15 protein-coding genes are annotated in these 18,722 nt (G+C 72.8%); 6 read left to right on the forward strand and 9 right to left on the reverse strand.

Annotated elements, in window-relative coordinates:
• Positions 1-59 precede the first annotated feature (59 nt).
• Entirely contained in the window at positions 60-1,529 is a 1,470-nt protein-coding gene (locus AB0J42_RS14525; RefSeq protein WP_364293469.1) for a PucR family transcriptional regulator, read from the forward strand.
• Positions 1,530-1,549: 20 nt separating this feature from the next.
• Here AB0J42_RS14525 and AB0J42_RS14530 read toward each other — a convergent pair whose 3' ends face one another.
• Genes AB0J42_RS14530 through AB0J42_RS14565 form a run of 8 tightly spaced genes read right to left on the reverse strand, consistent with a single transcriptional unit; the run spans position 1,550 to position 11,603 of the window.
• Positions 1,550-4,246, reverse strand: coding sequence for a glycoside hydrolase family 38 C-terminal domain-containing protein (locus AB0J42_RS14530; RefSeq protein ID WP_364293472.1), 2,697 nt, complete (start codon positions 4,244-4,246; stop codon positions 1,550-1,552).
• Positions 4,243-5,322 carry a Gfo/Idh/MocA family oxidoreductase gene (locus tag AB0J42_RS14535; protein WP_364293475.1) on the reverse strand — a complete coding sequence of 360 codons (1,080 nt, stop codon included), beginning with the start codon at positions 5,320-5,322 and terminating at the stop codon, positions 4,243-4,245. The genes AB0J42_RS14530 and AB0J42_RS14535 overlap by 4 nt, the downstream gene beginning before the upstream one ends.
• Before the next feature lie 22 nt (positions 5,323-5,344).
• Positions 5,345-6,238, reverse strand: a complete 894-nt coding sequence (locus AB0J42_RS14540; protein WP_364293478.1) for a TIM barrel protein — start codon at positions 6,236-6,238, stop codon at positions 5,345-5,347.
• A complete protein-coding gene (locus tag AB0J42_RS14545; RefSeq protein ID WP_364293481.1) occupies positions 6,229-7,419 on the reverse strand; it encodes a CehA/McbA family metallohydrolase in 1,191 nt (396 codons plus the stop codon). Before AB0J42_RS14545 ends, AB0J42_RS14540 begins: the two co-directional genes overlap by 10 nt.
• Positions 7,416-8,486: an ABC transporter ATP-binding protein gene (locus AB0J42_RS14550; protein ID WP_364293484.1), complete on the reverse strand. Its 1,071-nt coding sequence runs from the start codon at positions 8,484-8,486 to the stop codon at positions 7,416-7,418. The genes AB0J42_RS14545 and AB0J42_RS14550 overlap by 4 nt, the downstream gene beginning before the upstream one ends.
• The gene (locus AB0J42_RS14555) at positions 8,487-9,305 is read right to left on the reverse strand and encodes a carbohydrate ABC transporter permease (protein WP_364293487.1); all 819 of its coding nucleotides are present in this window, start codon (positions 9,303-9,305) and stop codon (positions 8,487-8,489) included.
• Complete coding sequence (locus AB0J42_RS14560; protein WP_364293490.1) at positions 9,302-10,234, reverse strand: sugar ABC transporter permease; 933 nt, start codon at positions 10,232-10,234, stop codon at positions 9,302-9,304. The genes AB0J42_RS14555 and AB0J42_RS14560 overlap by 4 nt, the downstream gene beginning before the upstream one ends.
• Positions 10,209-11,603 carry an extracellular solute-binding protein gene (locus tag AB0J42_RS14565; protein WP_364293493.1) on the reverse strand — a complete coding sequence of 465 codons (1,395 nt, stop codon included), beginning with the start codon at positions 11,601-11,603 and terminating at the stop codon, positions 10,209-10,211. Before AB0J42_RS14565 ends, AB0J42_RS14560 begins: the two co-directional genes overlap by 26 nt.
• A gap of 207 nt (positions 11,604-11,810) precedes the next feature.
• Between AB0J42_RS14565 and iolC the strand changes: the two genes are divergently transcribed.
• The 5 genes from iolC to AB0J42_RS14590 all read left to right on the forward strand — a co-directional run bounded on the left by iolC (position 11,811) and on the right by AB0J42_RS14590 (position 17,710).
• On the forward strand, positions 11,811-12,806 hold the full coding sequence (gene iolC / locus AB0J42_RS14570) for a 5-dehydro-2-deoxygluconokinase (protein WP_364293496.1): 996 nt from the start codon (positions 11,811-11,813) through the stop codon (positions 12,804-12,806).
• Positions 12,807-12,877: 71 nt separating this feature from the next.
• Entirely contained in the window at positions 12,878-13,708 is an 831-nt protein-coding gene (locus tag AB0J42_RS14575) for a deoxyribose-phosphate aldolase (RefSeq protein WP_364294039.1), read from the forward strand.
• Positions 13,705-14,559 carry a 5-deoxy-glucuronate isomerase gene (gene iolB / locus AB0J42_RS14580; protein ID WP_364293498.1) on the forward strand — a complete coding sequence of 285 codons (855 nt, stop codon included), beginning with the start codon at positions 13,705-13,707 and terminating at the stop codon, positions 14,557-14,559. The genes AB0J42_RS14575 and iolB overlap by 4 nt, the downstream gene beginning before the upstream one ends.
• Complete coding sequence (iolD, locus tag AB0J42_RS14585) at positions 14,556-16,424, forward strand: 3D-(3,5/4)-trihydroxycyclohexane-1,2-dione acylhydrolase (decyclizing) (protein WP_364293501.1); 1,869 nt, start codon at positions 14,556-14,558, stop codon at positions 16,422-16,424. The genes iolB and iolD overlap by 4 nt, the downstream gene beginning before the upstream one ends.
• A 278-nt stretch (positions 16,425-16,702) precedes the next feature.
• Positions 16,703-17,710 (forward strand): AI-2E family transporter, encoded by a 1,008-nt coding sequence (locus AB0J42_RS14590; protein ID WP_364293504.1) that lies wholly within the window; start codon positions 16,703-16,705, stop codon positions 17,708-17,710.
• Here AB0J42_RS14590 and AB0J42_RS14595 read toward each other — a convergent pair.
• Entirely contained in the window at positions 17,679-18,650 is a 972-nt protein-coding gene (locus AB0J42_RS14595; protein WP_364293507.1) for a VOC family protein, read from the reverse strand. The genes AB0J42_RS14590 and AB0J42_RS14595 overlap by 32 nt on opposite strands.
• Positions 18,651-18,722 lie beyond the last annotated feature (72 nt).

Here is an 18,722-nt window from a genome sequence, read left to right on the forward strand (position 1 = left end):
AAGGCGACGCCTCTGACCTGCGGCAATTGTCCGGTTCACGAACTCCTAGAGTGGGTGTTGTGGCTGAACACAAACTGACGGTGCTCGATCTGCTGAGCCTGCCCGCCCTGCAGCTCCGCCTGCTGGCCGGTGAGGCGGGGCTCGGCCGGTCGGTCTCGTGGGCGCACGTGAGCGAGCTGGCCGACCCGACCCCGTGGCTGCTCGGCGCCGAGGTGATCATGACGACGGGCCTCGGCGTGCCGCGCTCCGCCGCTGATCAGCGGGCCTATCTGGAACGGCTGGACGACGCGGGCGTGTCGGCGCTGGCCGTGTCGGCGCAGCTGCACGTGCCGCCGCTGCACCGGGCGTTCTTCGAGGCGGCGGAGCGGCGCGGCATGCCGGTGCTGGAGGTGCCGCTGGCGGTGCCGTTCATCGCCGTGTCGCAGGAGGTGGCGGCGGCGGTGCAGGAGGACGCCCGGCACCGGCTGGGCGCGCAGCTCCAGGTGTTCGGGGCGCTGCGCTGGCTGGCCGCCGAGGACCTCGACACGGCCACGCTGTTCAGGCGGCTGGAGCGGCTGTCGGGCTACCAGGTGTTCCTGTGCACGCCGCAGGGGCGGCCGCTGCTGCCGGGCGTGCCGGTGCCGCCGTCACTGGACGTGCTGCCGTCCCAGACCGACGCGCCGCCGACCGTCCCGGGCGGTTTCGTGCTGCCGGTGCCCGCGCCGGGCGGGCCGGCCGGGTTCGTGGTGGCGTTCGAGCGGGAGGGCGCCCGCCCGGCCGGGCTGGCCGTGGTGCAGCACATCGCCACCGTGGCCGCGCTCCAGGTGGCGATGGCCAGGCACGAGCGGGAGACGCTGCGCCGCGAGGGCGCCGAGACGCTGTCGGAGCTGCTGCAGGACGTGCTCGACCCGGCGACCGCGCGCCGCCGCCTGGCCAGGCTGGGGCTGCCGCTGGACGAGGACGCCGTGCTCGTCGTGGTGCGCGGCGCGGGCGACGCGGACCTGCGGCGGGCGCTCGCCGACCATCCGCACCTCATGCTGCGCTGGGGCGAGGACCTGTACGTGCTCGGCCCGCCCTCGCTGACCGCCCCGATCGGCGATGTCGCCGGGGCCAGGGCGGGCGTGAGCAGGCCGTTCCCGCCTGGCGCCTCCACCCGGGTGGCCCGGCGGGAGGCCGAGTGGGCGGCCACCCGCGCCGCCGAGTCCGGGCAGCCGCTGGTCGTCTACGGTAAGGACCCGACCGGGCGGTGGCTGCCGGACGACACCGACACCCTGGCCGCCCTGGTCGAGCACGTGCTCGGCCCGGTGATCGCGTACGACACCGCGCACGAGTCGCGGCTGCTGGCGACCGTCCGGGCGTGGATGGAGCACGACCGCCGCAGCGAGGACACCGCGGCGCACCTGCACATCCACCCCAACACGCTGGCCTACCGGCTGCGCCGCTTCGCCTCGCTGACGGGGCGCGACCTCGGCTCGACGGCGGCGTTCGCCGAGGTCTGGCTCGCCCTCCAGGCCGCCCGCCAGCTCGGCCTGCTGGATCAGGCGTACTGAACACGCGCAGCGGGACCGGATCAGGCGAGCTGCACCGTGGCGATCTCCCAGGCTCCGAGCGGCAGGCGGAGGGTGCCGCCGGCGACCTCCAGCTCCTCGCCCGGGCGGCCGCGCAGGTCCGCCCGGCGGGCCCGGGTGAAGTCACCCCGGACGACGGCCTGCGTGCGGTCGTCCGTCAGGGCCACCACCCGCAGCTCCTTCCAGTCGTCCCGGGCCCGCAGCGAGGTCATGACCACGCCGTCGCCCTCGACCGCGAGCCCCGCCGCGGGTTCGGGCAGCGGCAGCGCCGCGTCGCCGGTACCCGCCACGGTCAGCAGGTCGTGGCGGAACTCCTCCGCCGCCCCCGGCACCGCCTCCCACGAGCCCGCGTACGGCATGAGCGCCAGGCTCACCGACCGCAGCCCGCGCGACTGCGCGGCCGGGGTCGCCAGCTGAGGTCCGGCCGGCTCGGGCCGCAGGACGTGCCGGTTGCGCGACAGGAAGCCGACGGAGCGCAGCAGCGTGAGCGCCAGCTCGCCGCCGGTCAGCTCGTACTCGGTGACGTGCTCCAGCAGCACCGCCACTCCCCCGGCGGCCACCCAGGAGGAGGCCGGGAAGGTGGGCAGCGGCTCCTCGCCGCAGCCGCCCTCGGCGGTCAGCCCCCGGGTGACGACCGCGAACTGGCCCTCGGCGTGCGAGACGGCGGCCTGCTCGGGCAGCGGCACGTGCAGCCGGACCCGGTGGTCGGCGCAGCGGTTGTCGAAGTCCAGGCTGAGCCGGACGAACGGCTCGCCCGCGCGCAGCTCCACCCGCGTGCGGACGGCGATCTCCTCGGTCGCCTCGGTGCGGGACGGCGCGGGGATCTCCGGCGTGCCCTCGATCCCGTCGCCCGCGGCGGGCCAGCGGTAGGTGCGCCACACGTCGAACGCCGCCACCAGCGGCCCGGCGCACACCATCTCCACGTGCACCGACTCCGGGTCGGAGACGAGCCGGTCCTCGGCCGGGGGCGCGTAGTTGTAGCTGTCGCCCACGTCGCCGCCGTCGACCAGGCGTCCGGCGCCGCTGAGCGTGACGCCGTCCTCGCTGGTCAGGGTGAGGGTGCCGTCACGGGCCACCTCGACCCGGAGCAGCCCGTTGTCGAGCGTCCCCTCGTCGGCCCTGGACGGCCGGACCGCCCCGGGCAGATGGGCGCCGGGGCCGCCGCCCGGCGCCGGGCGCACGCTCGTGTGGCCCAGCGGCGGCGCCTCCACCAGCGCGGCCACCTTCCGGCGCGGCTCGGCGAGGATGCGGACCCGGGTCACCCCGGCGAGCGCCCCGCGCACCTCGGCCACGTCGAACGGCAGGCCCGACTCGCGGGCGACGGTGAACGTCAGCACGCCGTCCTCGACGGACCAGCCGGTGATCTGCTGGCCGTACAGCTCGGTGCCGTGGATGAAGGTGAGCGCCGTGGCCGGGTCCATCTCCTCGTCCAGCAGCAGCGTCGGCGCGTACTCCAGCGGCTGGATCGGCACCCTGGCCCCGTCCGGGCCGGTGATCGGGTCGTCGCCCGCCACGTCGAGCACCACCACGCCGCGCCGGGCGGCCGGGGTGGGGTTGACCACGAGCACGCCGCCGGACGGCACCGACGCGGCCAGCCGGGCGGTCACCATGTCGCGCACGGCCTGACCCAGGTGCTCGGCCTCGGCGATCCGGGCGGCCACCTGCTGGGCGGTCTCGTCCACGCCGCAGCCGGTCACCGAGTCGTGGCCGCTGGCGTCGACCAGCCGCCACCAGGCCATGTCGAGGAACCGGCCGGGCCACTCGGCGCCCCAGAGCGCGGCCAGCGGCTCGGCGTACCGCTCGACCATCCGCTCCGCCCGGCCCATCGCCTGCTTCAGCGCCGGGCGCACGGAGATGACGCCGGGCAGGATGTTGGCCCGCGCGTGCGACCGCAGCTCGCCCGCCACCCGGGGCAGCCCGTCCACGCCGGGCGGCTGGTCGGCCAGGTAGCCGGAGAGGGTGTCCATCCGGGCGCCGAGCCCGGCCACCATCCCGGGCAGGCCGCGCACCGGGGCCGAGTGGTCGGTGCCGTACATGGCCAGCAGCTCCCCGTCGGGGCCGTGCCAGCGGCGCATCGTCTCCACGAACGCGGCGCCGCGCTCGGCCAGCCGGTCCGGGTGCTCGAACAGGTGGGCGCCGTTGCCGTACCCGCCCGCGGGCAGGTACTGGGTACGGATCGCGGTGCCGTCGGGGGCGACCCAGGCGAACGCGTCGGTGGTCACCGACCACGGCACGCCCCGGTACACGCAGGCGTGCTCCAGCCCGGCCCGGCGCAGGATCTGCGGCATCTGCGCGGTGTGGCCGAACATATCGGGCAGGTAGCCGACCGGCATGGCGCCGCCCAGCTTGTCGGCCCTGGCCATGCCCAGCTCCAGGTTGCGCACGATGTTCTCGCCCGAGCAGAGGAACTCGTCGAGCAGGATCTGCCACGGCCCGACCGCGAGCCGGCCGGACTCGACCAGGGCGGCCACCCGGTCGCGGTTCTCCGGCCGCACCTCCAGGTAGTCGTCCACGCAGGCGAGCTGCCCGTCGAGGGTGAAGTGGTAGCCGGGCTCGCGCTCCATGGTGTCGAGCACCTCGTCCATGAGCGCCACCAGCCGCAGCCGGAAACGCTGGAACGGCTCGTACCACTCCCGGTCCCAGTGGGTGTGCGGGACGACGACGATCTTCCCCGTCGTCGCGGTCGGCTCGGCGGTCACGCTGCTTCCCCTCCGATAGGCAGGTCATGCTGTACGGCGTAGCGGGCGGCCACGCGCTGGGCGGTGACGATGTCCTCCAGCGCGCCGGCCCGGTCGGTGAGCGGCGGCGTGCCGCCGGTGACGAAGGCGTGGAAGGCGGCCAGCTGCGCCTCGAACGCCTCGGTCACGTCGCGCCACTCGGCCCGGCTCTCGCCGCCGGACACGACGGTGAGCACGGTGGGCGCGTTCAGCAGGTAGGGCGACGGGAAGACCAGCTCCAGCGTGCCGGCGTCGTGGTGGACGGCCACGGTCTCCCGGTACGCGGGATAGTCCTCCAGGTAGTGCCACCGGATCGCGAACCGCCCGGCGGCCGGGAGCCGCCCGGAGATCTCCACGGACCCGGGCGCGTCCCCCCAGGTCTCGACGTGCGAGATCTCCGCCGGCGAGCCGGTGAAGCGGCGCAGCAGCGACAGGTCGTGGCAGACGGAGCCGAGCGTGATCGCGTACAGGTCGCGGACCGGCGCGGGGGCGTCCTCGCCGAGCGCCCGCGACACCAGCGCGTCCTCGCGGGCGCGGAGCGCGGCGAGCAGGTCGGCGGGCACGTCGCGGGCCTGGGCGAGGTGGGCGAAGGCGAGCTGCGACTCCCCGCTCGGGTGCAGCACGGTCACCTCGACGGACCTGATCCGCTCCGGCCCGCCCAGCTCGGCCAGCAGCGCCTCGGCCCGGCGCACGGCCGGGTCGTACTGCTTCATGTAGCCGACCATCAGCCGACCCTCGGGCAGCGCGGCCACCTCGGCGCGGGTCAGCGCGAGCGGTTTCTCGCAGAGCACGGCGTGGCCGGCGGCGAGCGCCCGCCGCACGGTGTCACCGTGGGAGCCGGAGGCGAGCACGAGCATGGCCTCGAAACCGCCCGCGTCCAGCATCTCGTCGACGGAGGTGTGGCGGCCGGGCGCGCCCAGGCGGTCGCCGGCGGCGTCGGCCAGCGTCCGCGACAGGTCGCAGACGGCCGTCACCTCGAACAGGTCGCGGCGGCGCGACAGCAGCGGAGCGTACACCGCCTGTGTGACGGCGCCGCACCCGACAAGGGCGATCTTCAAGACCAGCTCCTCCAGAGGGGCGTCAGAGTCCGAGTTCCCGTAGCTTCTCGCGGTTGACGGCTTGATCGGCGATGTTCTGGGCAACTGACCGCCTTCCGGGCAGGGTGTCCTGCTCGATGATCACCCAGCCGGTGTAGCCGATCTCGTCCAGCGCCCGTACCACGCCGGGCAGGTCCAGCTCGCCCTCGCCGAGCGGGGCGAAGCCGCCGCGGCCCATGAGTTCGCGCAGGTCCACGCCGTCGGCCAGGGCCCGGGCCAGGATGGCGCGGTCGCCGTCCTTGACGTGCACGTGGCCGACGCGGCCGGCCCAGTCGCGCAGCGCGGTGACCGGGTCTCCCCCGGCGAGCAGCAGGTGGCCGGTGTCGAGGCAGAGCTGGACGTCGGTCAGCTCCAGCAGCCGCTCCACGTCCTCGGGGGTCTCGACGTAGGTGCCGAGGTGGTGGTGGAAGGCGGGTTCGAAGCCGGCGTCGCGGCAGCGGTCGGCCGCCTGCTGGACGCGGGCGGCGTAACCGGGCCACTCTCCGGGCTCCAGACCTGGAGCGTTCCCGCCGGGGCGGGCGAAACGGGCGGGCGTGCCGGAGCAGCCGAGGGTGGGCCGGGGCTTCAGGTGATCGGGGGCGGGCGGGGCTTTCGCGAACACCTCCAGGGTGGCGTCCAGGGCGGCCAGCCCTTTCTCGAACGCGCCGGCGTCGGCGAAGCGCAGGTCGGCCCAGCCGCCGGCGAGCAGCAGCCCGCCGAGCCTTTCCGCCAGGTCGTCCTTGGTGCCCAGGTAGCCGAGGGGGCCGAGGTCGATGCCCTCGTACCCGGCGGCGGCGATCGCGGAGACCATCTCGGCGGAGGTCAGGGGCGGCGGCGCGTCGCTCAGTTCGAACACGCCGAAGCTCACCGGGGCGTTGGCGACACTGATCAGGCGCATAGCGCCATCACCTCGTTCTCGTGGGTTTCCAGGCGGTGCCGTCCTTCGGCGGCGGGCAGCAGCACCCGGTCGCCGCGGACGACCAGGCGCTCGCCGTCCGGCCGGACCAGGATGAGGCCGTCGGCGTCCAGGGCGAGCAGTTCGTCGCCCAGGCGCAGCAGCAGGGGCGCGTCGGGCTCGGCCGAGACGGCGGTGCGGCCTTCGGCGACGGCGGCGAGCACCGCGCCGGTGTCCTCGGCCAGGACCCAGGTGGTCGGCGAGCCGGGCAGGCCGTCGGCGCCGGGCCGGTGGAAGTCGCTGCCGCCGATCGCCACCAGGTCCGGATGCCAGGCGTCGGCCCAGGCCAGCGGGGCGCCCCAGCGCCGGTCCCACCAGCCGGAGTGCCACACCTCGGCGATCCGGGGCCGGCGGGTGACCGGCTGCAGCCAGGCGCAGTCGCCGCCGAGCGGATGGTTGATCGAGATCAGGCCGCCCTCGCGCTCGGCGTGCGCCACCCAGGAGTCGACCGGCTCGCGGAAGTCGACCCAGCCGACGTCGCCGAAGACGTTGGCGTGCCCCCGGTCGGTGGTGACCTCCTGGCCGGGCAGCAGCGTGATGCCCCGGTCGGTCTTGCCCAGCTCGGGGTGGTGGCTGACGGTGTTGTGGTCGGTGACGGCCAGGAAGTCCAGGCCGCGCCCGCGCGCCAGCTCGGCCAGCTCGGCGACGGTGAGCTGGCCGTCGCTGTGCACGGTGTGGGAGTGGAAGTCGCCCGCGAACCACCGCAGGCCGTCCACGTCGGGGATGTCGCGCCGCGGCGGCCGCTCGCCGTGCGCCGGCCCGGCCTCCTCCGGCGGCGGCGCGGGCGCCGTGGTCTCGGTACGGATCTCCAGCGTGTAGTCGAGACCCCGCGGCGGGATCCGGTGCAGCCGCAGCCAGACCTGCCACTCGCCGGGTTCGGGCTCGCCGGGCAGGTAGCCGGGCGTGGCCCAGCCGGGGGTGATGGTGTACTCGTCGCGGGCCCCGCCGGACCAGCCGCGGAAGCCGCCCGGCCCGGCGCAGCCCAGGTCGAGCACGCCCTGGGAACGGTCGTACGACAGCCGGACGGTGACGGCGGCGGTGCCCGGCGGCACCTCGAACGGCACCTCCCGCAGCATGCGCTCCAGCCGGTCGTCCAGGCTCCACTGGCCTCTGATCACGGTCATGCCGCCACCAGCTCTCCGTCTCGGTAGACCAGGGCGCGGTCGTGCCGTGGCAGTACGGTGCCCTGCTCGCCCAGCGCGGGCTCCTGTCCCTCGGGTACCACAGCCTGCACGGAGACGCCGCCGACGTCGAGGGTCACCAGGTGGGAGGCTCCGAGGTTCTCCAGGATGGCCACCCCGCCGGTCAGCCCGCCTTCGACGGTCCCGTCCCGGTAGGTCATGTATTCCGGGCGCACCCCGTACACCAGCTTCTCCCCATCGGCCAGGAGTCCTTCTGCCGAGGCGGGGACGGGCACCTTGCACCCGGCCACCTCCAGCGTGTCACCCCTGGCGACGGCGTCCAGCAGGTTCATCGGCGTCGAGCCGATGAACCCTGCGACGAACGTGTTGGCGGGCCGCTGGAACACCTCCGAGGGGGTGCCGATCTGGCGGATCAGCCCGGCCTCCATGATCGCCATCCGGTCGGCCATCGCCAGCGCCTCGGCCTGGTCGTGGGTGACGAACACGGTGGTGACCCCCAGCTCGCGCTGGAGCTTCTTGAGGAACGTGCGGGCCTCCAGGCGGAGCCGGGCGTCCAGGTTGGACAGCGGCTCGTCGAAGAGGAACGCCTGCGCCTGCGTGGCCATCACCCGGGCCAGCGCGACCCGCTGCTGCTGCCCGCCGGACAGCTGGCCGGGCCGCCGGTCCATCAGCTGCTCCAGGCCCAGCCGGGCGGCCACTTCCCCGGCCTTGGCCCGCCGGTCGGCCCTGCCGACCTTCTTGATCTTGAGGGGGTAGGCGATGTTGTCGGTGACGTCCATGTGCGGGAAGAGCGCGTAGTCCTGGAAGACCATCGCGACGTCGCGGCCGCCCGGCTGCACGTTCGTCACGTCCCGGCCGCCGATGACGACCGCACCGGCGGTCGCCGTCTCCAGGCCCGCGATCGTACGGAGTAACGTCGTCTTCCCGCAGCCGGAGGGACCGAGCAGGGCGAAGAACTCGCCGTCGGGGATCGTCAGGTCCAGCGAGTCGAGGGCCTTCACTCCGCCGGGATAGACCTTGGTCAGGCCCCGAAGTTCGATAGCGGCCATTTAGCGCTTGATCCCTCCGTGGAAGCGGAAGCCGTACTTCTTGCTGACGAACAGGTACATGAGCACCACGGGGACCGAGTAGAGCAGACCGAAGGTGGACAGCACCTTCAGGTTGGCCTGGCCGCCCTCGGTGTAGAGGGTGTACATGATCACCGCGGCGGGCTGCTTCTCGACGTCGCTGAGCAGCAGGTACGGCATGAGGAAGTTGCCCCACACGTTGGCGATGGTCCACACCGCGATGGTGGCCAGGCCGGGCCGCACCACGGGCACGACCACGTGGCGGACGATCTGCAGCGGGGAGGCGCCGAAGACCCGCGCCGACTCCTCGTACGACTTCGGCGTCGTGTCCATGAAGTCCTTGATCATGAAGATCGCGGCGGGCAGCAGGCCGCCGGTCATGATCAGGATCAGGCCGGTGTGCGAGTCGATCAGGCCGAGCTCGATGGCGAGCTGGAACAGCGGCACCATCGCCGCCGTGCCGGTGATGATCGACGAGAGCAGCAGCAGGGCGTAGAGCAGCGCGTCGCGGCCCGGCAGCCGCACCCGGCTCAGCGCGTACGCCGCCAGCGCCGACAGCACCACCACCAGGATCGCGCTGCCGATCGCCAGGATCAGCGAGTTGACGAGCGAGCCGAGCGCGTACGGATGCGCCAGGATGATCTCGAAGTTCTCCCAGGTGAAGTCCGGCATCCGGACCTCGTAGGTGGGGTTCGAGGTGAACGGCGCGGAGGCCAGCCAGAGCAGCGGGATCGTGAAGAAGGCCAGCAGCAGCGCGATCAGCGTGTAGAAGCCGATCCGGCCGACGACGAACCGCGTCATTTCCGGCTCCTGAGCAGCCGCAGGTAGAAGATCGCCACGACCAGGTTGATGAGGAGGATGATCGTGGAGATGGCGGCGCCGTATCCCAGGTCGCCGGCCTGCAGCGCGGTCTTGTAGACGTACACGGCCAGGATCTCGGTCTTGTTCTCCGGGCCGCCCGCGGTGAGCAGGAACGGGCCGAAGTCGTTGAACGTCCACAGGCTGATCAGCAGCAGGTTCGTCAGGATGTGGCCGCGGATGTGCGGGAAGACCACGTCGCGCAGTTGCTGTAAGCCGGACGCCCCGGCCAGCCTCGCGCTCTCCAGGTGCGAGGGCGGCACGTTCCCGAGCGCGGCCCCGTACAGCATCATGGAGAACGCGGTGCCGCGCCAGGTGTTGAAAACGATGATCGACAGCATCGGGTAGTCGAGCAGCCAGGCGAAGCCCGGGATGCCGAGCAGCGCGTTGAGCGTGCCGCTGTCGCGGTCCAGCAGCGCCACCCAGAGGAACGCCACGACGGCGCTCGGCAGGATCCAGGCCAGGATGACGATGCCCTCGACGACGCTCTTGAGCGTGCCGCGGCGGTTGCGCATCAGCCAGGCCAGGGTGAAGCCGAGCACCGCCTGCCCGATGACGGCCGACCCCAGCACGAACTGGAAGGTCAGCACCGTCGAGTTCCAGAACCCCGGGTCGGACAGCGCCTTGAGGTAGTTGTCCAGGCCGACGAAGCCCGGTTCGGCCGCCGCGATCCCGGTCAGCCGGTAGTTCATCAGCCCCAGGTAGATGACCCAGAGCGCGGGGAAGACCAGGAAGACCGCGATGAGCGCCAGGGCGGGCGCCACGAAGGCCCCCGCCCGCAGCCTGCCCAGGCCCGCGGCGTCGGAGCTGTAGCCGCGGGCGGGCGCCGCGTCGAGGGCCTTCGGATCAGGAGGCGACGTTGTCAGCGCCACCGACGATTCCTTCGAGCTTCTGCTGGTACTCGGCCGCCGCCTGGTCGGCCGCCGTGCCGCCGACGACCGCGGCCGTGGCCTCCTGCAGCGCGACCGACACCTGCGGGTAGACCGCCACCGGCGGCCGGTAGGCCGTCAGCGGGAGGACCTCCTCCGAGATGTAGCTCAGCAGCGGCTCGCCGGAGAGGATCTCCTTGTTGACGTCGTTGCGCGGGGTGATGCGGACGTTGCCGTCCTTGGTCTCCTCCTTCAGCGCCTCCGCCGACAGGGTGAAGGCCAGCAGCTCGAAGGCTTCCTTCGGGTGCTTGCTGTTGGGGTTGAGCGTGCGCAGCGCGCCGCCCGACATGCTGACGAAGTCCTGGCCGCGGATGCCCTTGCCGGGCTCGATCGCGGGGATCTTGGCGTAGCCGACGACCTCCTCGCGGTCGGCCATCGGGGCGATGCCGGTCTTGGGGTTGACCACGCCGCGCCAGAAGTAGTCGCCCTCCAGGAGGATGCCGACCTTGCCCTCGGCGAACTGCTGGAACGACTTGTCGCGGCCCTTGGCCTCCTGCTGGAGCCTGGGGTCGCCGAGACCGCTGCCGCCGTAGATCTTCTGGTAGAGGCCGAGCACGTCCTTGAGCGGCTGCGAGGCGCCGGTCCACTTGCCGTCCTGCTGGACCTCGCCGCCCGCGCCGGCCAGCAGCGGGAGCACGCCCTGCATGGTGGTGGCCTCGCCCATCGCGGTGCCGGCGTTGATCTGGATCGGCACCTGCACGCCGGAGGCCTTGAGCTTCTCGCCCGCATCGAGGATCTCCTGCCAGCTCGCCGGCTGCCAGTCGGCGGGCAGTCCCGCCTTGGCGAAGAGGGTCTTGTTGAAGTAGAGGACGCGGCCGTCGGTGCCGATGGGCAGGGCGTACTTCTGGCCGTTGTAGGTGGCCAGGCCCTGCACGGCCTCGGGGATCTGCTGCCAGCCTTCCCAGCTGTCCGCCTCGGGGCCGGCGACCTCCGAGAGCGGCTTGATGTAGCCCGCCTCGGCGAACTCCCCGGCCCAGATGCCGTCGATGTCCATCACGTCGGCGCCCTTGCCCGACTTCAGGTCGAGGGAGAGCTTGGTCTTGTACTGCTCGTCGTCGACGCCGCTGGGGATGAACTTGACCGTGACGTTCTTCCCTTGGGCCTTCTGGGCCTCCTCGAACTTGGGGATCACCCAGTTGGCGATGTGGTCGGCCGCCGCGGCGTTCTTGCCGCCTGCGATGGCGTTCTGGGTGATCGTGAGCTCGATGGCGCCGTCTTCACCGCCGTCGCCGGACGACTGGCCGCACCCGGCCAGTGCCAGCGCGCCGGCGGCCAGCACCGCGACCACGCCCCTCGACCTGTTCCGCACCATTATGCAAACCCTCCGACACGTCCATAAAGGGGAGGAAGTCACGGCCAATATGTCATGACATGTATATGACGTAAAGTCCTGGCTGAATCCGGACGCGTGCCCGCTGGGCCCTTCGGAGTTCGACGATGGGCACACGGAGAACATAGCGGACATCCATATGTCATGACAATATGCCATAGTGTCTGAAGCTCCGGCTCTGGAGGTGCGTTGTTCGACCTGATCACGATGGGACGCTGCGGCGTCGACATCTATCCGCTGCAGACCGGTGTGAGCCTGATCCACGTCGAGACCTTCGGCAAGTTCCTCGGCGGCAGCCCGACCAACGTCGCGGTCGCCGCGGCCCGGCACGGCCTGCGCCCCGCCGTGGTCACCGCCGTCGGGGCCGACCCCTTCGGAGAGTGGGTACGCCAGGCGATCCGCGGATTCGGCGTCGACGACGTCTTCGTGGAGACGGTCGAAGGGCCGCCCACGCCGGTCACGTTCTGCGAGATCTTCCCGCCCGACCGCTTCCCGATCTACTTCTACCGCGGCGAGCACCCGCCTGACCTGCGCATCACCCCCGCCTCGCTGGATCTGGACGCGATCCGCCAGGCGCGGGTCTTCTGGTTCACCGGGACCGGCCTGAGCCAGGAGCCCTCCTTCTCGGCGCACGCCGCGGCCCTGGATGCGCGGACCTCCGGGTGGACGGTCTTCGACCTGGACTACCGGCCGATGCTGTGGGAATCGCGGGAGGCCGCCGAGCGCGCCTACCGGAGCGCGCTGCCCCACGCAAGCGTGGCCGTCGGCAACCTGGACGAGGTGGAGATCGCGGTCGGCACCCGCGACCCGGAGGCGGCGGCCCAGGCGCTGCTCGACGCCGGGATGGAGGTGGCCGTCGTGAAGCTGGGCCCCGACGGGGTGCTGGCCCGCACCAAGGACGAGCACGTGGTGGCCGAGCCGGTCCGGGTCGAGGTGGTCAACGGGCTCGGCGCCGGAGACGCCTTCGGGGGCGCGCTCTGCCTCGGGCTGGTGCGCGGCTGGCCGCTCGATCGTACGGTGCGCTTCGCCAACGCGGCGGGCGCCCACGTAGCGGCGCGCCTGGCCTGCGCCGACGCGATGCCCACCACCGACGAGGTCCTCACCCTCCTGAAAACCGGAGAACCCGCCCCCGGAACCGCCGGGACCGACTCCCACGCTGACTCCGGGAGCGAGGTGCGTCGTTGAGCGACGTCACGCTGCCCGGGACCGCTCCGTACGAGCGGCTGACCCACATCCGCGCCACCAGCCCCGCGGAGATCACCCAGGCGGCGGCCCGCCGGCGACGCCGGGAGCTGCCCAGTGAAGGCGGACGCCTGCTGATCATCGCCGCCGACCACCCGGCGCGGGGTGCGCTGGCGGTGCGCGACCGGCCGCTCGCCATGGCCAGCCGGACGGACCTGCTCGACCGGCTCCGGGTCGCGCTGGCCCGCCCGGGCGTGGACGGCATCCTGGCCTCCCCCGACGTGCTGGAGGACCTGCTGCTGCTCGGCGCGCTGGAGGACAAGCTGGCGTTCGGCTCGATGAACCGGGGCGGCCTGCAGGGCTCGGTGTTCGAGCTGGACGACCGGTTCACCGGGTACGACGCGGCCGCGATCGACGAGATGCGCCTCGACGGCGGCAAGATGCTGTGCCGGATCGACCCGTCGGACCGGGCCAGCGTCGCCACCCTGGAGTCCTGCGCCCGCGCCGTCACCGACCTGGCCCGGCGGCGGCTCGTGGCGATGGTGGAGCCGTTCTGGACGACCCGCGCCGAGAACGGGACGGTCCGCAACGACCTGTCCCCCGACGCGGTGATCCGCGCCATCAGCGTCGCCCAGGCGCTCGGCGTCACCTCCGCCTACACCTGGCTGAAGATCCCGGCCGTGGCCGAGATGGAGCGGGTCATGGCCGCCACCACGCTGCCGGCGCTGCTGCTCGGCGGCGACCCGCCGGACGCCGCGGCCGCCTTCGCCGGGTGGGGGCGCGCGCTGCGCCTGCCCGGCGTGCGGGGGCTCGTCGTCGGGCGCGCGCTGCTCTACCCTCCGGACGACGACGTCGCCACGGCCGTGGACGGCGCCGCCGCACTGGTTCGAGAGGCTGAAGAATGACATTCTTTCCGTACGGCAAGGCAGCGAACGAGCCGTGGGCCGTGGAGATCACGCCCTCGCTGGCCGGGTGGGACTACTCGGGGCTGCGGGTGGCAGACCTTGCGGGCGCGCCGGTGTCGTTCGGCACGGGCGGGGAGGAGATGATCGTCCTGCCGCTGGCGGGTTCCTGCGTGGTCACGGTCGCCCCGGACGGGGGCGGGGAACGGGTGTTCGAGCTGGCCGGGCGGCCGTCGGTGTTCGACGGACCCTCCGATTTCGCCTATATCCCGATTTCTGCGCAGGTGACGCTGACGGGGACAGGCCGGATCGCGCTGCCGTCCGCGCGCGCCACCCGCCGACTGGAGCCGCGCCATGTGCCCGCCTCGGCGGTGCCGGTGGAGCTGCGCGGCGCCGGGCAGGCCAGCCGCCAGGTGCACAACTTCGCCGCCCCCGGCGCCTTCGACTGCGACAAGCTGGTCGCCGTCGAAGTCCTCACCCCCGGCGGCAACTGGTCGTCCTATCCGCCCCACAAGCACGACACGCCGAACCCGGGCGAGGCCGTGCTGGAGGAGATCTACTACTTCGAGGTGGCCGACCAGGGCTTCGGCTACCAGCGCGTCTACTCCTCCGAGCGGGGCCGGATCGACACCCTGGCCGAGGTGGGCTCCGGCGACGTGGTGCTCGTCCCGTACGGCTATCACGGCCCGTCCATGGCCGCGCCCGGGTACGACCTCTACTACCTGAACGTGCTGGCCGGTCCCGCCGAGGAGCGGTCCATGGCGTTCTGCGACGACCCGCGCCACGCCTGGATCCGCGCCTCCTGGCAGGGCCAGGCGATCGATTCCAGGCTGCCCTTCGGGAGGACCCCGTGAAGCTGCCAGCGAGATTGACCGTGGCCCAGGCGGTGGTACGTTTCCTCACCGCCCAGCACACCGAGCGCGACGGCGTCGAGCACCGGATGTTCGGCGGCGTCTTCGGCATCTTCGGCCACGGCAATGTGGCCGGGCTCGGCCAGGCGCTGGCCGCCTCCGACGGCCTGCCCTACTACCTCAGCCGCAACGAGCAGGCGATGGTGCACACCGCCGCCGCGTACGCCCGGGCCCGCAACCGGCTGTCCACGCTGGCCTGCACCACCTCGATCGGCCCCGGCGCGACGAACATGGTCACCGGCGCGGCCGCCGCCACCATCAACCGGGTGCCGGTGCTGCTGCTGCCCGGAGACCTCTTCTCCACCCGGGTGGCCAGTCCCGTGCTGCAGGAACTCGAGGACCCTCGCTCGTACGACGTCTCCGTCAACGACTGCCTCAAGCCGGTCTCCCGCTTCTGGGACCGGATCAACCGGCCCGAGCAGCTGCCGTCCGCTCTGCTGGCGGCCATGCGGGTGCTGGCCGACCCGGCGGAGACGGGCGCGGTGACGCTGGCGCTGCCGCAGGACGTGCAGGCGGAGGCCGCCGACTGGCCGGAGGAGCTGTTCGCCCGGCGCGTCTGGCACATCCCCCGGCCCCGGCCCGAACGCGCCGCGCTGGCCCGGGCCGCCGAGCTGATCAAGACCGCGTCCCGGCCGCTGATCGTGGCGGGCGGCGGGGTCATCTACAGCGAGGCCGCCGGGGAGCTGCGGGCGTTCGCCGAGACGTTCGGCGTCCCGGTCGCCGAGACCCAGGCGGGCAAGGGCGCGCTGCCGCACGGGCACCCGATGGCGATGGGCGCGATCGGCGCCACCGGCACCACCGCCGCCAACGCGCTGGCCCGCGAGGCCGACCTGGTCATCGGGATCGGCACCCGCTACAGCGACTTCACCACCGCCTCCCACTCGCTGTTCGCGCCGGAGGCGAGGTTCGTCAACCTGAACATCACCGGCTTCGACGCCGCCAAGATGTCCGGGCTGCAGCTCGTCGCCGACGCCCGCGAAGGGCTCGCGGAGCTGGCGGCGGCCTGCGCGGGCTGGGCCACCGGCGAGGACTACCGGGCCCGCGCCACCGCCCTGTCACGGGAGTGGGACGCCGTCGTCGACGCCGCGTACGCCCAGGACGGCGACCCGCTGCCGCAGCCCGCCGTGATCGGCGCGGTGAACGCGGCGGCGGGCGACGACGGCGTGATCGTCTGCGCGGCCGGATCCATGCCCGGCGACCTGCACAAACTCTGGCGGCCCAGCGGGCCGGGGAGCTACCACGTCGAGTACGGCTACTCGTGCATGGGCTACGAGATCGCCGGCGGGCTCGGGGTCAAGCTGGCCGCCCCCGAGCGCGAGGTCTTCGTCATGGTCGGCGACGGCTCGTACCTCATGATGGCGCAGGAGCTCGTCACGGCCGTCGCCGAAGGGGTCAAGCTGACGGTGGTGCTGGTGGACAACGCCGGCTTCGCCTCCATCGGCCGCCTGTCGGAGAGCGTCGGCGCCGAACGGCTGGGCACCGCGTACCGCTACCGCGGCGCGGGCCGCTACGACGGCGGGCCGCTGCCGGTGGACCTGGCCGCCAACGCGGCCAGCCTCGGCGCCACGGTGCTCCGCCCCGGCTCCGCGGACGAGCTCCGCAAGGCGCTCGACACCGCCCGCGCCTCCAGCGGCGTCACAGTCGTGTACGTACGCACCGACCCGGCCATCGACGGCCCGTCCTCGGAGGCCTGGTGGGACGTCCCGGTCGCCGAGGTCTCCACCACCGACCCGGGCCACACGGCCAGAAGCACGTACGAGGCAGCAAAGAAGACCCAGCACCGCCGCCTGACCCCACCAACCAGTTGACCCCCACGCCCGGAACCTCCGCCCGGCCGGACACCCGTCCACCCAGAAAGCTCACCCGGCCGGGCACCCCATCCGCCCGGAAACCCCCGTCCGACGGGACACGCCCTCCCCCCGCCTGGCGGACAACCCAACCCAGCCCGCGACCTCCGTCCGACCGGGCACCTCATCCACCAGGCGGGTGAGTCGTCCGTGACGGCTACAAGCGCTGTGACGTGCAGGGTTGTCGTCGTCGCGCCGGGGAAAGCCACTGTCCGGGGGGGATCTCGGGGGAGGCGACGATGGACCCATGGCGCGTGCTGGGCTGGGTGGGCATCGTCGCGGTGGTGCTCTACTGCCTGACCCATGTCGGCACCGTGGTCCTGTCGATCATCCTGGGCCTGTTCGTGGCGGCGCTGCTGCTGCCGCCGACGCGGTGGCTGATGCGGCGCGGGGTGGGCAGGGCGCTCGCCACCACGGTCACGTTCGTGGGCGGCCTGCTGCTGGCGGCGGGGCTGTTCGCGCTGCTGGTGCCGCCCACCATCAGCGGCCTGGCCGAGCTGCGGGCCAGCGTGGGCACGATCCTGGGGCAGCTGCACGCCCTGGCCGCCCAGTTCGGCCTGGACTTCCAGGACCTGCTCGAACAGGGCAGGCAGTGGGCGGAGGAACGCCAGCAGCAGCTCACCACGGGCGCGGTGGCCGGGGTACGCACCGCGACCGAGATCATCGTCGGGGCCGTGCTGGCGGTCATCCTGGGGATCTACTTCGTGCACGGCGGCGACCGGCTGTACCGCTGGCTGACCGGCCTGTTCCCGCCCGGCGCGAGACGCCGGCTGCGGACGGCCGGGCCGATCGCGTTCGGCGTCATCGGCCGTTACATCCGCGGGGTGGCTCTGGTGGGCGCGGTGGACGCGTTCTTCATCGGGATGGCGCTGTGGATTCTCGGGGTGCCGATCGCGGTGCCGCTGGCGGTGCTGACCTGGATCGGGGCGTTCCTGCCGATCGTGGGCGCGTTCACGGCCGGGCTGCTGGCGGCGGTGGTGGCGTTCGTGGCGAAGGGCTGGCTGATCGCGCTCATCGTGGTCGGGGTCACCGTGCTGGTGCAGCAGATCGAGGGTCATGTGCTGGCGCCGCAGATCTACGGCAAGGCGCTGGACCTGCCGGGGCCGGTGATCCTCATCGCGATCGCGGTCGGCAGCCTGGTCTTCGGCATCGCGGGCGCTTTCCTGGCCTCACCGGTGGTGTCGGTCATCGTGACCCTGCTGAACCGGGAGGACTTCAGCGAAGGCCGCCCCCGCGCTCCCGCCTGAGTCCTTCTTGCCGGAACACGACCGCGGTGCCCAGCGCGGCCACGAACAACTCGTCCGGCCCGGTCCTGGTGACCGGGACGTCGTTGCCGCGCAGCAGCCGCTCGGTGGCGGCGAGTTCACGTACAGAAACCCCGTACGCGACGAACGCCGGAGACCCGGCAGCCCGCTCCCCCGGCAGGAGACCGCCGAGCGCCGACGCGCCCACCACCGTCACCCCGGCCCGCCCGAACCGCGCCACCTGCCCGGCCACCGCGGGCTCCTGCCCGAAGTACGTGCCGTAACGCCGGGTCACCTCGGGCAGGGACGCGTCATCGACACAGAGCACGCACTCGACCAGCCTGATCGCACCGTTGGGGTGGCTGTGGTCGGCCGGACGGTCAGCGGGTGCGGTGGCGTTCTGGGCGAAGCCGATCCTGCCTTCCGGGACGCGGCCCAGGGGCAGGTCCGGGGCGGAGATCTCCAGGTAGCGGGCGGGCTCCATGAGGGTCCCCGCCTCGGTCTGGACGGGGCGCTGGATGGCGTGCACACCGCCGTGAGGGACACCGGAAGCGGTCAGCCGCGACGCGACACCGTCGATGCCGGACGTATCGGCGATCATGATGTGGACGCCCTCGAACCGGTCGGCGAAGGACCGGATGTTCTCGACGGTGGCGCGGATGGCCGCCGCCAGTCCGGGTAGCCGATCGTCCGGCACCCGCAGCGGGAACGGGCGGGCCTCCACCGGCGGGTGGTTCGCGTCCAGGACGGCCACCAGTTCGACGAAGCCGTCGGAGAAGTACACATGGGCGTTGGCCACGGCGACCGCCTCCTCGGAGACGCCCGGGAGCACGGGATACGCGGGTGGCGCGACGGTGAAGCCGAGCCGCCGGTAGGTCTCCATCGCCTGGCCCAGGTCCCGCACGACGTGGCCGACGTGGTGCAGGCCGTTCACCTCGTTCATCGCGCCCCCCAATTCTGATAGTTGACTCTCAGATGAGAGTAAACCATCAATTGACCGTACGCTAAAATCCGC

Source organism: Nonomuraea sp. NPDC049649, assembly GCF_040675175.1.
In the GTDB taxonomy this organism is placed as follows: domain Bacteria; phylum Actinomycetota; class Actinomycetes; order Streptosporangiales; family Streptosporangiaceae; genus Nonomuraea.